At 73.2% G+C, this 12,784-nt stretch carries 14 protein-coding genes and 1 tRNA gene; 3 read left to right on the top strand and 12 right to left on the bottom strand.

Annotation, left to right across the window (positions count from 1 at the left end):
* Positions 1-45 precede the first annotated feature (45 nt).
* From AB0G56_RS35030 to AB0G56_RS35015, 4 genes are all read right to left on the bottom strand, one after another.
* Entirely contained in the window at positions 46-252 is a 207-nt protein-coding gene (locus AB0G56_RS35030) for a hypothetical protein (protein WP_360977928.1), read from the bottom strand.
* Positions 253-349: 97 nt separating this feature from the next.
* A complete protein-coding gene (locus AB0G56_RS35025; RefSeq protein WP_360977925.1) occupies positions 350-1,243 on the bottom strand; it encodes an SDR family oxidoreductase in 894 nt (297 codons plus the stop codon).
* Positions 1,240-2,247 (bottom strand): alpha/beta hydrolase, encoded by a 1,008-nt coding sequence (locus tag AB0G56_RS35020; RefSeq protein WP_360977922.1) that lies wholly within the window; start codon positions 2,245-2,247, stop codon positions 1,240-1,242. Before AB0G56_RS35020 ends, AB0G56_RS35025 begins: the two co-directional genes overlap by 4 nt.
* Positions 2,244-3,773, bottom strand: coding sequence for an NAD(P)/FAD-dependent oxidoreductase (locus AB0G56_RS35015; RefSeq protein WP_360977919.1), 1,530 nt, complete (start codon positions 3,771-3,773; stop codon positions 2,244-2,246). Before AB0G56_RS35015 ends, AB0G56_RS35020 begins: the two co-directional genes overlap by 4 nt.
* Before the next feature lie 201 nt (positions 3,774-3,974).
* On the opposite strand from AB0G56_RS35015, the gene AB0G56_RS35010 reads away from it, so the two are divergent.
* A complete protein-coding gene (locus tag AB0G56_RS35010; protein WP_360978095.1) occupies positions 3,975-4,595 on the top strand; it encodes a MerR family transcriptional regulator in 621 nt (206 codons plus the stop codon).
* A 49-nt stretch (positions 4,596-4,644) separates the two neighbouring features.
* Here AB0G56_RS35010 and AB0G56_RS35005 read toward each other — a convergent pair whose 3' ends face one another.
* Positions 4,645-5,448 carry an exodeoxyribonuclease III gene (locus AB0G56_RS35005; RefSeq protein ID WP_360977916.1) on the bottom strand — a complete coding sequence of 268 codons (804 nt, stop codon included), beginning with the start codon at positions 5,446-5,448 and terminating at the stop codon, positions 4,645-4,647.
* A 91-nt stretch (positions 5,449-5,539) separates the two neighbouring features.
* Here AB0G56_RS35005 and AB0G56_RS35000 point away from each other — a divergent pair, with 91 nt between their 5' ends.
* A complete protein-coding gene (locus AB0G56_RS35000) occupies positions 5,540-6,019 on the top strand; it encodes a GNAT family N-acetyltransferase (protein ID WP_360977913.1) in 480 nt (159 codons plus the stop codon).
* 149 nt (positions 6,020-6,168) lie between these two features.
* Here AB0G56_RS35000 and AB0G56_RS34995 read toward each other — a convergent pair.
* From AB0G56_RS34995 to galU, 7 genes are all read right to left on the bottom strand, one after another.
* Positions 6,169-6,242: transfer RNA gene (locus AB0G56_RS34995), tRNA-Ala, on the bottom strand.
* A gap of 144 nt (positions 6,243-6,386) precedes the next feature.
* On the bottom strand, positions 6,387-7,655 hold the full coding sequence (glpR, locus tag AB0G56_RS34990) for a gephyrin-like molybdotransferase receptor GlpR (protein ID WP_360977910.1): 1,269 nt from the start codon (positions 7,653-7,655) through the stop codon (positions 6,387-6,389).
* 254 nt (positions 7,656-7,909) lie between these two features.
* Complete coding sequence (locus AB0G56_RS34985; protein ID WP_360978092.1) at positions 7,910-8,524, bottom strand: GNAT family protein; 615 nt, start codon at positions 8,522-8,524, stop codon at positions 7,910-7,912.
* A gap of 20 nt (positions 8,525-8,544) precedes the next feature.
* On the bottom strand, positions 8,545-9,087 hold the full coding sequence (locus tag AB0G56_RS34980; protein WP_360977907.1) for a MogA/MoaB family molybdenum cofactor biosynthesis protein: 543 nt from the start codon (positions 9,085-9,087) through the stop codon (positions 8,545-8,547).
* Entirely contained in the window at positions 9,084-9,635 is a 552-nt protein-coding gene (gene moaC / locus AB0G56_RS34975; protein WP_360977905.1) for a cyclic pyranopterin monophosphate synthase MoaC, read from the bottom strand. The genes AB0G56_RS34980 and moaC overlap by 4 nt, the downstream gene beginning before the upstream one ends.
* A gap of 85 nt (positions 9,636-9,720) precedes the next feature.
* Entirely contained in the window at positions 9,721-11,043 is a 1,323-nt protein-coding gene (gene glp, locus AB0G56_RS34970) for a gephyrin-like molybdotransferase Glp (protein ID WP_360977903.1), read from the bottom strand.
* A gap of 5 nt (positions 11,044-11,048) precedes the next feature.
* Positions 11,049-11,951, bottom strand: a complete 903-nt coding sequence (gene galU / locus AB0G56_RS34965) for a UTP--glucose-1-phosphate uridylyltransferase GalU (protein ID WP_360977901.1) — start codon at positions 11,949-11,951, stop codon at positions 11,049-11,051.
* A 101-nt stretch (positions 11,952-12,052) separates the two neighbouring features.
* Here galU and AB0G56_RS34960 point away from each other — a divergent pair, with 101 nt between their 5' ends.
* Entirely contained in the window at positions 12,053-12,667 is a 615-nt protein-coding gene (locus tag AB0G56_RS34960; protein ID WP_360977899.1) for a 5-formyltetrahydrofolate cyclo-ligase, read from the top strand.
* The last annotated feature ends 117 nt before the right edge of the window (positions 12,668-12,784 follow it).

Here is a 12,784-nt window from a genome sequence, read left to right as displayed (position 1 = left end):
GCGGGGCACCCCACAGCTCAGCAACGGATCTCGGCTGAGAACCGGTTACCGGTCGTAGTCCTCGTTGAGGCGGTCCTCCATCTCGTCGTGCGCGTCATCGATGTTCTGACGCCCACGCTCAGCGCCCTGACGCGCACGCTCGGACGGCTGGCCCTCGCGCCGGCCGGCCTTCTCGCGGCCCTGCTGCGTGCGCTCCTGGCCCTGCTGCCGCGCCTTCTCGGACTGCTCCTGGAACTTGTCCTTCATACCCATGCTGGTTCAACTCCCGTGTGGATGAGGGGGATCCCCACGTCGGTGCGGGGATCGACCTCGACCAGATTCACACGGGCGGTGACCCTGTGCATGTCGATCAGTGACGGTGCGTGACAGAGGCCGTCCGGTGCTGTTCGTCGGCGGCTCCGCCCGCCCCGACGAGCCCGATCCGCATCCCCGCCAGCCGGTCCGCGAACCGCCGCACCTCCCGCTGCCCCACGGTCCCGATGACGCCGGGCAGGTACCCGCGCACCCCCTGCATCCCGCGCAGCCACCACTGCCCGTACACGTGGGCGGCGCGCCGCTCGATGCCGTCCACGATCCGGTCCACGGCCGGGCCCAGCGGGTAGGTCTTGTTGGACGGCCACGGCAGCCGCTGGCGCAACTCCCGCATGACGTCGTCCTGATCGGCCCCGCGCACCATGTCGGTGTCGGTCCACGACAGGTAGGCCACGCCCACCCGCACGCCCTGGTGGCCGACTTCGGCGCGCAGGCTGTGCGCGTACGCCTCCACCCCGGACTTGGAGGCGCAGTACGCGGTCATCATCGGCGCCGGGGTGATCGCGGCGAGCGAGGCGATCTGGAGCAGGTAGCCCCGGCTCGCGCTCAACGCGGGCAGGAACACACGGCCGGTGACCGCCGATCCGATGAGGTTGACCTCGATCACGCGCCGCCAGGACTCCGGGTCGGAGGCCGCGAACGGACCGCCGGTGGCCACGCCCGCGTTGGCGACCACGACGTCGACCCGGCCGAAGTGCTCCTGGACCTCCGCCGCGACCCGGGCCATCGCCTCGTGGTCCGTGACGTCGGCGTACCAGTGGGCGCTCTCGCCGTGCAGCCGCTCCGCGACCTGCTTGAGGGCGTCCGGCTCCAGACCGACCAGCGCGACCTTCGCGCCGCGCGCGGACAGTTTGCGGGCGAGCAGCTCACCGACGCCGCGCGCGGCCCCCGTGACGACCGCGACCTGTCCTTCCAGGCTGACCTTGCTCATGCGCCCTCTCCGATCCGTGCGGCGTCGTTGTCGGTGTCGGTGTCGGTGTCGATGTCGATGTCGGTGTCGGTGTCATCGGCGGTGTCGTCGTCGTGCCCGAGCGCGGGTATGTGGGCGGTGACGAGGTCCCGGATCTTCCCGGTGACCTGCTCGGGCGCTTCCATGGGGGTCATGTGGCCGATCCCGGGCAGCTCGGTCAGGCCGACGCAGTCCGGCAGCGCCGCCGCCAGCGCCCGCGCGTGCACCGGCGGGGTCAGCCGGTCACAGGTGCCCGCGAGGACCGCGGCCGGCACGCGCAACTGCCGTACACCGTCGTCGAGATCGAGCGTGTCGAGCACCTGCGACCAGGCGTGGCGCACCCGGCGCGGGCAGGCGTGCACGATCCGCGCGCACGCCTCGACCACGTGCGCCGCCGAACCCGGCCCCAGCGTCCCGTACTTGAGGATCCGCAGCGCGAGCGGCGTGACGGGGCCGAGCGGCGCGCGGGAGCCGAGGACGCGCCGGGTCAGCCGGGTGCGCAGCCGGCCGGCCCTGATCGGCAGGAGGGTCGACTCGTCGACCAGCCGTGAACTGCCCGTGCTGCACAGCAGGACGGCCGCCGCGTGTTCCCGGAAGCCGGGCCGGCCGGCCGCGGCCATCACCGTCATCCCGCCCATGGAGTGGCCCGCGACCACCGCCTTCTCGCCGGGCGCGAGGGTGGCGGCGAGCACGGCCTCCAGGTCGTCGGCGAGCGCCCGCGTGCTGCACGCCGGGTTCGCCGGGCTGCGTCCGTGGCCGCGCTGGTCGTAGGCGATGACCCGGTGATCGGCGGCCAGTTCGCGGATCTGCGCGGCCCAGAAGGCGGTGGAGCAGGTCCAGCCGTGGGCGAGGACGACCGCGGGGGCGCCCTCGGGCCCGTGCACCTCGACGTGCAGGCGGGCGCCGTCGGTGGAGACCGCGGTGAGGTGGCGGGCGGGGGCCGGCGGGGCGCCGGCGGCGGAGGGGGCGCGCACCGCCCCGCTCACGCGTCCACCTCGGCGGGCCGGGGGGCCGCGGCCCGGGCGGCGGCGGGCCGGGGCGGCCGTACGACCTCGTACTCCGCGAGGTCCACCCGCCGTGTGGCACGCCGGAACTCGGTGGTCGTACCCGGCCATACGGTGGTGTTGCGGCCGTTGGCGTCGAGGTACCAGCTGGTGCAGCCGCCGGTGTTCCACACCGTGCGCTTCATGCGTTCCTGCACCGTGCGGTTCCAGCCGTCCACCGCGCTCTGCCGGGCGTCCAGCGCGACCCGGCCGCCGAGGACGTCGAGCTGGCGCAGGTAGTCGGCCATGTAGTTCAGCTGGGACTCGATCATGAGGATCATCGAGGAGTTGCCGAGGCCGGTGTTGGGGCCGATGATCGTCATCCAGTTCGGGAAGCCGGCCGCGGTGGCGCCGCGCAGCGCGGCCATGCCGTCCTTCCAGGTCTTGGCGAGGGTGCGGCCGTCCGCGCCGACGACCCGCTCGGCGATCGGCATGTCGGTGACGTGGAAACCGGTGCCGAAGACGATCGCGTCGGCCTCGGCCTCGGTGCCGTCGGCGGCGACCAGGGTGGAGCCGCGGATCTCGCTGAGGCCGCCGGCCACCACGTCCACGTTGTCCTGGGCGAGCGCCGGGTAGTACGTGCTGGACAGCAGGATCCGCTTGCAGCCGATGCGGTAGTCGGGGGTGAGCTTGGCGCGCAGCGCCGGGTCCTTGACGGCACGGGCCATGTTGCGCTTGGCCAGCTGCTCCACGAAGCCCAGCTCGTCGGGGCGCTTGGTGAACGCCTGGACCTGGAGTTCCCGGATGCCCCACAGCATCCCGCGGCGCAGCCGGCCGGTGGCCGGCACCGCCCGGTGCAGCGAGCGCTCCAGGCCGCTGATGGCGCGGTCGACGCGGGGCATCACCCAGGGCGGGGTGCGCTGGAAGAGGGTCAGGCGGGCCACCTCGGGCTGGATCGAGGGCACGATCTGGATGGCGGAGGCGCCGGTGCCGATCACGGCGACCCGCTTGCCCGCCAGGTCGTAGTCGTGGTCCCAGCGGGCGGAGTGGAAGACCTTGCCGGGGAAGGTGTCCAGGCCCGGGATGTCGGGGACCTTCGGGTCGGACAGCGGGCCGGTCGCGGAGACCACGACGTCGGCGCGGAACCTCCCGCCGGCGGTCTCGATGTCCCAGCACAGCCGCTCGGCGTTCCAGGCCGTCTTCTCGACCTCGGCCCCGAAGCGGAGGTGCGGACGGAGCCCGAAGACGTCGGCCACGTGCTCCAGGTAGGCGCGGATGTGCCGCTGCCCGGAGAAGGTGCGCGGCCATTCGGGGTTGGGCGCGAAGGAGAAGGAGTAGAGGTGGGAGGGGACGTCGCAGGCGCACCCGGGGTAGCTGTTGTCGCGCCAGGTGCCGCCGACGCTGTCCGCGCGTTCCAGGACGACGAAGTCGGTGATCCCCTCCCGGCGCAGCCGCACGGCGGCGCCCAGCCCGCCGAAACCCGACCCGATCACCGCCACCCGTACGTGCTCGTACTCGTGCTCGGCCATTGAGCGCCCTCCATGACTCGCGTACCGGCTCCCAGCAACTCTGCCAGTGAACACTGGCGCAATGGGGAGCGTAGAGGAGGCGCCTACTGAGCGGTAGGGGTTGGGCCGGGGAAAGTTACCGGCGGTACAACATAGGCTTCCGGTGTGGCAGACGACGCTGGACGACGCGACGGACAGGGCGCTGGCCCGCGCGAGTACCGCATGGAGGAGCTGGCCCGGCTGGCCGGCATCACCGTGCGCACCCTGCGCTTCTACCGCGAACGCAAGCTCATACCGCCGCCCCGCCGCGAGGGCCGCATCGCCTGGTACGACGACCACCACCTGGCCCGCCTGCGCACGATCACGGCGCTGCTGGAACGCGGCCACACCCTGAGCGGCATCGCCGAACTCGCCGAGGCCTTCGACCACGGCCGCGACGTCGGCGACCTCCTCGGCGTCGGCGCCCCGACCGAGGAGACCCCGGTCCGCCTCACCCCCGAGGAACTCGCCGACCACTTCGCGGGCGAGGTCACCGCCGAGAACCTGGCCGCCGCCATGAACCTCGGCTACCTCGGCACCGACGGCGACGAGATCGTCCACATCAGCCGCCGCCTGCTGGACGTCTCCGCCGCCCTGGTCCGCGAGGGCATCCCACTCGCCGAGGTCCTCGACGCCGGCCACCGCGTCCGGCAGCACGCCGAGGCACTGGCGGACCTCTTCACCGACCTGATCACCCGCCACGCCCCCGAGGAGGACCTCCACCGGCTGCGCCCCCTGGCGAAGAGCGTGGTGGACGCGGAACTGTCGATGGCCCTGGACCGGCGGCTGCGCAAGGACCCGTAGGGCCGGCCGTCCGCCAGGAGGGGGCTGAGGGACCTAGAGGTCCAGAGGATTAGAGGTCGTACACGACCGTCACGGGCGCGTGGTCCGACCACCGCTCGGCATGGGTGGCCGCCCGCTCCACGAACCCCTTGACGGCACGGCCCGCGAGAGCGGGCGTGGCCACGTGGTAGTCGATCCTCCAGCCCGCATCGTTGTCGAAGGCGCGACCCCGGTAGGACCACCAGCTGTACGGGCCCTCGGCGTCCGGGTGCAGCGCGCGCACCACGTCCACGTACCCGCCCGCCTCCCGGGCGAGGACCTGGCCGAGCCACTCCCGCTCCTCGGGCAGGAAGCCGGAGTTCTTCGTGTTGCCGCGCCAGTTCTTCAGGTCGGCCTGCTGGTGGGCGATGTTCCAGTCGCCGCAGACCAGGACCTCGCGGCCGTCGGCGGCGGACCGCTCGCGCAGCTCCTTCAGATGGGCGAGGAACTCGCCCATGAAGCGGAGCTTCTCCTCCTGCCGCTCGGTGCCGACCTCCCCGGAGGGCAGGTAGAGGGAGGCGACCGTCACGCCGGGCAGGTCGGCCTCGACGTACCGTCCGCTGCCGTCGAACTCCGCCGACCCGAAGCCGACGCGGACGGCGTCGGGCTCGCGGCGGGTGTAGAGGGAGACCCCGGCGCGGCCCTTGGCGGCGGCGGGAGCGTGCGTCACGTGCCAGCCCTCGGGCGTGCGCACGTGCTCGGGCAGCTGCTGCGGCTCGGCCCGCACCTCCTGGAGGCAGAGCACGTCGGCGGAGGTCCCGGCGAACCACTCCACGAAGCCCTTCCTTGCGGCGGCTCGCAGTCCGTTGACGTTGGCGGAGGTCACAGTCAGCACAGGCGCACTTTACCGTCACACTGGACGGGGTCCCGTAAGAGACCCCGTCCAGACTCTCCCGTCACTACTGCATTGATATACGGTACATAACATGTTTATTCGTCCGGTTGCCTTCGACCATCCCGACGCCGTCAAGCTGAACGACGAGGTCCAGGCCGAGTACCACGTGCGCTACGGCGACGGCGGCGACGCCACGCACCTGGACCCGGCCGACTTCCGGCCGCCGAACGGCGTGTACCTCATCGCCTACGACGAGGACGGCACCCCCGTCGCCACGGGCGGCTGGCGCAGCCAGGACAAGAACGCCGAGGGCAACGAGGACGGCGACGCCGAGCTGAAGCGGATGTTCGTCGTGGAGTCGATGCGCGGCCGGGGCCTGGCCCGCCGCATCCTCGCCGCCCTGGAGGACGACGCCCGCGAGGCCGGCCGCGTCCGCATGGTGCTGGAGACCGGTGACCAGCAGCCGGAGGCGATCGCCCTGTACACCTCCAGCGGCTACGAGCCGTGCGCCAAGTTCGGCTACTACCGGGAGTACGAGTCGAGCCTGTGCTACGCCAAGGCCCTCGGGTGACGGCACGATGAGCGACGGGAAGGGACCGGCCGGGCCCCTTCCCCGCCATCCGCCGCTCGACATCCGGCATCCGGCATCCGGCCGACGGTGCGCCGAAACGACGAGATCCCGATCCGACGGTGACCGTCTGATCGGGATCTCGTGCTGCGTGGACCTGAGGGGATTTGAACCCCTGGCCCCCTCGATGCGAACGAGGTGCGCTACCGGACTGCGCCACAGGCCCTTGCAACGAGTGAAACTCTAGCATCCTCATCCGGGTGGTTGGAAATCCGTTCCCGGGCTGGTCAGCGACGGGGGTCCCGGGTGGCTTCTGAGGCTGTGTCACCGAGTCCGGGGCGCTCCTTCGCCGAGCGCTCGCCGTAGCGCCCTACTCGTTGGCCGCGCGGGGGCGGTCGCCGTCCTCGTACTGGTCGAAGAGCGGGGTACGGCCGCGCTCGCGGGAGCGGCGGGCCGAGGCGGCACGGCGGGCGTCGGTGCGGCCGTCGGCGGCGGGGCGGTCCTCCGCGTCCGCCGCGCCCGTCGCGGGCGCCTGCGGCTCCTCGGCGGCGGGGGCCGCCTCCTGCTCGGGCACGGCGGAGGACGAGCGTGCCGAGCTCCAGGTGTCCGGTGCGCCCAGGTCCACGTCGGAGGTGGCCCGCGGGGCGACCGGCGCGGTCACGTACGTCGGCAGCGGCACGGGCACCGGGTCCCAGCTGTCCCCGCGGCCGGGGCGCCGCCGGCGCTCGCGCTGCTGCTGGTCCAGCCACTCCGCGTGGTCCGTCTGCTCGACCAGGGCACGCCGGTCGGCGGCGAGCGCGGACAGTCCCGGGTCCGTCTCCGGCTCGGGGCCCGCGTCCGGCTCCTCCAGGTCCGCCTCCGTGGTCGCGCCCACGGGCGCGCGCCGCCGCGGCTGGCGGCGGCTCTCCCGCAGCCGCTGCGCGGCGGCCTCGGCGCTGCGGCGGTCCATCTGGTAGGCGAAGCGGCGCCGCTCCTGGGTGCGCAGGTAGGCGATGTACGCGCTGAGCAGCACGGCGGGCACGGCCGGCGCCCACAGGAAGGCGAGCCCACCGACGGCGGCGACGACCGCGCCCACGGTGAAGGCGAGGAAGAGCACGACGGTGGTGCGTCGGCGGCGCGCGAGCACCTTCGAGCGCCGGGCGCGTGCGGCTGCCGCCTCCGCGCCGGGTGCGCGCCGGGCCGCGGGGATCCGCTTGCGGGTGGGGGCGCCCTCGTCCGTCCGGGCGGTCTCCGCCTCGGGGCCGGCATCCGGCGCCGGTGCGGACTCCGCCGCCGGCGCCGTCACCCGGGCCGCCGGTGCGGGCGGTACCGCGGGCCGGGCCATCCGCCCGGCCTCGGCCCCGGGCGCGGGAACGTCCGCACGGCCCGGGGGTACGGCGAAGGCCCGGACGTCCACCGAGTCGGTGACGGCGTCCGGTTCCACGGCGCTGGACTCCCCCTCGTCGGCGGAGCGCGCCCTGAGGTCCCTGGCGTAACGGCGTTCCATGCCCGCCCGTCCGGACAGCAGCCGGATGGCGGTGCTGAAGCGTTCCGTCGGACGGGCCTCGTTCAGCTCGTCCTGCCTACGGAGCCACATCGGCACCAAGTAGGCGGCCCAGGCCCCGACAATGACTGCGTAGATGAGGCCGCTGCTGCTCACGCCTCACACCGTAGAGGGGTTTGCGTGAGGCCATCGGCCAATTGGGCCGGTGTGTCGCACGATCTGGCTGATATTTCGAACTTTTTTTTGCGACCGATGCGATCAGCCGACCATCAAGGCGGGGAATTACACGGCACGAGCTGATCAGGCCCGACTCAAATTCGAACACTTATTCAATTTCAACCAGTGATCGCCGGGGGCGGTGCCCGGAGAGGCGCAAGAGGGCGGGAGAGGGCAGGGGGGAGGCGGGAGGGTCAGGCCGGGTTTCCCTTGGGCGTCCGGTCGGCGCGGGTGCGCCGCCAGCGGCTCAGCAGCCCGTCCGGCACCTCTTCCGCGGTCAGCGCGAAGACCATGTGATCCCGCCAGGCCCCGTCGATGTGCAGATATCGCGGGCGCAGCCCCTCCTCGCGGAATCCGAGTTTCTCCACGACCCGGCGGCTCGGGCCGTTCTCGGGGCGAATACAGACCTCGAGGCGGTGCAGTCCCACGGTGTGGAAACAGTGGTCCACGACCAGCGCCACGGCCGTCGGCATCACCCCGCGGCCCGCCACCGCCTCGTCCACCCAGTACCCCACGTGCCCGGAGCACATCGAACCCCAGGTGATCCCGGCCACCGTCAACTGCCCGACCAGCCGCCCCTGGTACTCGATGACGAACGGCAGCATCCGGCCCGCCCTGGCCTCCGCGCGCAGGTGCCGCACCATCTGGCGGTAGGTGGGCCGGTGGGTGATCGGACCGCCGGGCGTGGGCGGCGGGACGGTCGCCTCCCAGGGCCTGAGCCAGGTGCGGTTGCGCCGGTTCACCTCGCGCCAGACCCGTTGGTCGCGCAGCTTTATCGGCCGCAGGACGACATCGCCCTCCGCGAGCACCACGGGCCAGGATGGGCTGTTCAGCTCGCACCCCCGGGGCCGGCGGCGGGTCTGGGGTGGTCACCGCCGCGCACCTGGTCAACGGCGTGCGTCAACAGGGGCTCCAGAACGGCCAGTCCGTCCTTCACTCCGCCGGTGGAACCCGGCAGGTTGACGATCAGGGTCCGTCCGGCCACCCCGGCCAGTCCCCGCGAGAGCGCCGCGGTCGGCACCTTCTCCCGGCCGAACGCCCGGATGGCCTCCGCGATGCCCGGCACCTCCTGGTCGATCACGCTGCGGGTCGCCTCGGGTGTGCGGTCGGTGGGCGAGATGCCGGTGCCGCCGGTGGTGACCACGACGTCGTACCCGGCCTCGACGGCGGCGCGCAGCGCGACCCGGACCGGGTCGCCGTCGGGGACCACCCGGGGCCCGTCGACGGCGAAGCCGAGGCGCTTCAGCCCGTCGGCGACCAGCGGACCGCCCCGGTCCTCGTAGACCCCGGCGGCGGCCCGGTTGGAGGCCGTGACCACGAGAGCGCTGTACGGCGCGGGCAGGGCGCCGCCCGTCTGTGCGTCGGAGGTCATGCCCGGCTCCAGTCGCCGGACTTGCCGCCTGTCTTCTCCTCGACCCTGACGTCCGTGATGACCGCCCCCTTGTCGACCGCCTTGACCATGTCGATCACGGTGAGCGCGGCGACGGAGACCGCGGTGAGCGCCTCCATCTCCACGCCCGTGCGGTCCGTCGTCTTCACGGTGGCCGTGATCTCCACGGCGTCGTCCGCGACCGACAGTTCCAGTCTCACACCCGACACCGACAACGGGTGGCACAGCGGGATGAGGTCCGGGGTGCGCTTGGCCCCCATGATCCCGGCGATCCGCGCGGTGGCGAGGGCGTCGCCCTTGGGCACTCCCTCGCCGCGCAGCAGCTCGACGACGCGGGGCGAGACGAGTACCCGGCCGGTGGCCCGGGCCGTGCGCGCGGTCACGTCCTTGCGGGACACGTCGACCATCCGGGCGGCGCCCGCCTCGTCGATGTGCGTCAGTCGGTCCTGGTCCCGCACGCCGCCCTGCGCTCGGTCCTGCGGTCGGTCCTGCACGGGTCCGGGGGTCTCCCCCCGGGAAGGTGTGGTCATGCTCTGTGGCGCTCCCGGTCCGGGCCCGGCGCGGTGCGGTGCGCGGGCCTGTTGTGCGCGACACGCTACCGCCAAGTCGGGCCGGTCAGCCGAGCAGGACCACCTCGACCTCGGCACCGGGCTCGACGGACTCGGTGTCCTCGGGGACGACGATCAGCGCGTCGGCCTGCGCGAGCGCCGCGACCAGGTGCGATCCGGTGCCGCCGACGGGGGTCACCTCGCCGTCGGCGTACGTCCCGCGCAGGAACTGCCTGCGGCCCCGCGGCGACGTCAGGGCCTTGTCCGCCGCCAGTCTCGCGCGGGCCGTCGGCCGGTGCACGTCCGGCAGGCCCATGAGCGTGCGGATCGCGGGGCGGACGAACAGCTCGAAGGAGACGTACGACGAGACGGGGTTGCCGGGCAGCGCCAGCAGCGGGATGTGGTCGGGGCCGACGGTGCCGAAGCCCTGGGGCTTGCCCGGCTGCATGGCGAGCTTGCGGAACTCCACCCCGCCGCCCGGCTCGTCCTCGTCCCCCACGTGCGACAGCGCCTCCTTGACCACGTCGTACGCCCCGACGCTCACTCCGCCGGTGGTGACCATCAGGTCGGCGCGCACGAGCTGGTCCTCGATGGTGGAGCGCAGGGTGTCGGCGTCGTCGGCGACGGCGCCCACCCGGTAGCCGATGGCGCCGGCGTCGCGGGCCGCGGCGGTCAGGGCGAAGCTGTTGGAGTCGTGGATCTGGCCGCCCGACAACTGCTCGCCGGGCTGGACGAGTTCACTGCCGGTGGACAGCACCACCACGCGCGGGCGCGGGCGCACGCGTACCGTGCCGCGGCCGATCGCCGCGAGCAGCCCGATCTGCGGCGGCCCGAGGACCGTACCGGCCTTCAGGGCGCGGTCGCCCGCCTGCACGTCGCTGCCCGCCGCGCGCACGTGCGCGCGTGCCTGTGCGGGGCGGTACACGCGCACCTGCCCGGCGGCGCCCTCGGGGGCCAGGCTGCGGGCGCGCATGCCGCGCACCGGGCCCTCGCCGAGCCCGCCGTCGGTCCACTCCACGGGCACGACGGTCTCGGCGCCGGGCGGCAGCGGGGCGCCGGTCATGATCCGGGCGGCCTGGCCGGGGCCCACCCGGACCGGCTCGGCCGCGCCCGCGGCGACGTCCCCGACGACCTCCAGGGCGGCCGGGAACTCCTCGCTCGCTCCGGCGACGTCCGCGACCCGGACCGCGTACCCGTCCATGGAGCTGTTGTCGAACGGCGGCAGCGAGAGCGGCACCATGACGTCCTCGACGAGGACGCACCCCTGGGCGTCGAGCAGTTGCAGCTCGATGGGTTCGAGCGGGCGGACGGTGGTGAGGACGTCCTCCAGATGCTCGTCCACCGACCACAGGCGGTCCGGGTCTGCGATGTGGTGCGCGGCGCTGCTCAACGTCGTTACATCTCCTCGGCTACGTACCGCTGAAGCCAGGTCCTGAAGTCGGGGCCCAGGTCATCACGTTCGCACGCGAGTCTGACAATGGCACGGAGGTAGTCGCCACGGTCACCGGTGTCATAGCGGCGCCCCTTGAAGACCACGCCGTGCACCGGACCGCCGACGGTCTCCGCCTCGGCGAGGCGCTGCAGGGCGTCGGTGAGCTGGATCTCGCCGCCCCGGCCGGGCTCCGTCTTGCGCAGTATCTCGAAGATGTGCGGGTCGAGGACGTAGCGGCCGATGATCGCGTAGTTCGACGGGGCGTCGGCCGGCTCGGGCTTCTCGACCAGGCCGGTCACCTGGACGACGTCACTGTCCCCGGTGGCCTCCACGGCCGCGCACCCGTAGAGGTGGATCTGCTCGGGCGCGACCTCCATGAGGGCGACGACGCTGCCGCCGTACTGCCCCTGGACCTCGATCATCCGCTGGAGGAGCGGGTCGCGGGGGTCGATCAGGTCGTCGCCGAGCAGCACGGCGAACGGTTCCTCGCCCACGTGCGGGGCCGCGCAGAGCACCGCGTGGCCCAGGCCCTTCGGGTCGCCCTGGCGGACGTAGTGGATCATCGCCAGGTCGCTGGACTCCCGCACCTTGGCGAGCCGTTCGGAGTCACCCTTCTTCTCCAGGGCCGATTCCAGCTCGTAGTTGCGGTCGAAGTGGTCCTCCAGGGGGCGCTTGTTGCGGCCCGTCACCATGAGGACGTCGTCGAGACCGGCGGAGACGGCCTCCTCGACCACGTACTGGATCGCCGGCTTGTCCACGACCGGCAGCATCTCCTTGGGAGTGGCCTTGGTAGCCGGGAGGAACCGGGTGCCGAGGCCTGCCGCGGGAATGACAGCCTTGCTGATCCTGGGGTGCGCGTGACTCATGGCGGCAACCTTAACCGCTGCGTTTGGGGGCCCTCCGCGCCTCAGGTTCATTGGACACATATGAGCACATTTACTTTTCGAGGAAGGGTAGGGGAGCGACGTTGAGCCACATCGGAGGGACGGCGGGGCCGGACAAGCGGACCCTGCGGCGGGAGCTGCTCGCCGAGCGCTCCCGGCTGACCTCGGACGACGTGAGCGAGGCCGCGGAGGCGCTGGCCCGGCACGCGCTGGAACTGCCCGAGCTGGCGCGGGCGCGCACGGTGGCCGCGTACGTCTCCGTGGGCGCCGAGCCGGGCACCCTCGCGCTGCTCGACGCGCTGCGCGCGCGGGGGGTGCGTGTGCTGCTGCCCGCGCTGCTGCCGGACAACGACCTGGACTGGGGCGCCTACGCCGGTCAGGGGTCCCTCGCGCGCGTGCGGCACGGCGGGCGGATGGCGCTGTCCGAACCGGCCGGCCGGCGGCTCGGCCCGGACGCCGTGACGGCCGCCGACGTCGTCCTGCTGCCGGGCCTCGCCGCCGATACGCGCGGGATGCGGCTGGGGCGCGGCGGCGGCTCCTACGACCGTGTCCTGGCGCGCCTGGAACGGGCGGACGCGCATCCCGCCCTCGTCGTCCTGCTCTACGACCATGAGGTCGTCGAGCACGTCCCCGCCGAGCCGCACGACCGACCGGTGCAGGCGGTCGTCACGCCTTCGGGGGTCCGGCGCTTCACCTGACCCCCGGGAGTCCCGGTACGGCGACGGCCCTCCACGCGCGCGCGGGGGGGGCCGGGGCCCCGGGGGGGGCCGGGGGCCCCCGGGCCCCGGGCGCCCCGTTTGCCCCCCGCGGGGGCG

This window comes from Streptomyces sp. NPDC021356 (assembly GCF_040641015.1).
GTDB lineage: Bacteria > Actinomycetota > Actinomycetes > Streptomycetales > Streptomycetaceae > Streptomyces.
This window is presented reverse-complemented; position numbering and strand designations above follow the sequence as displayed.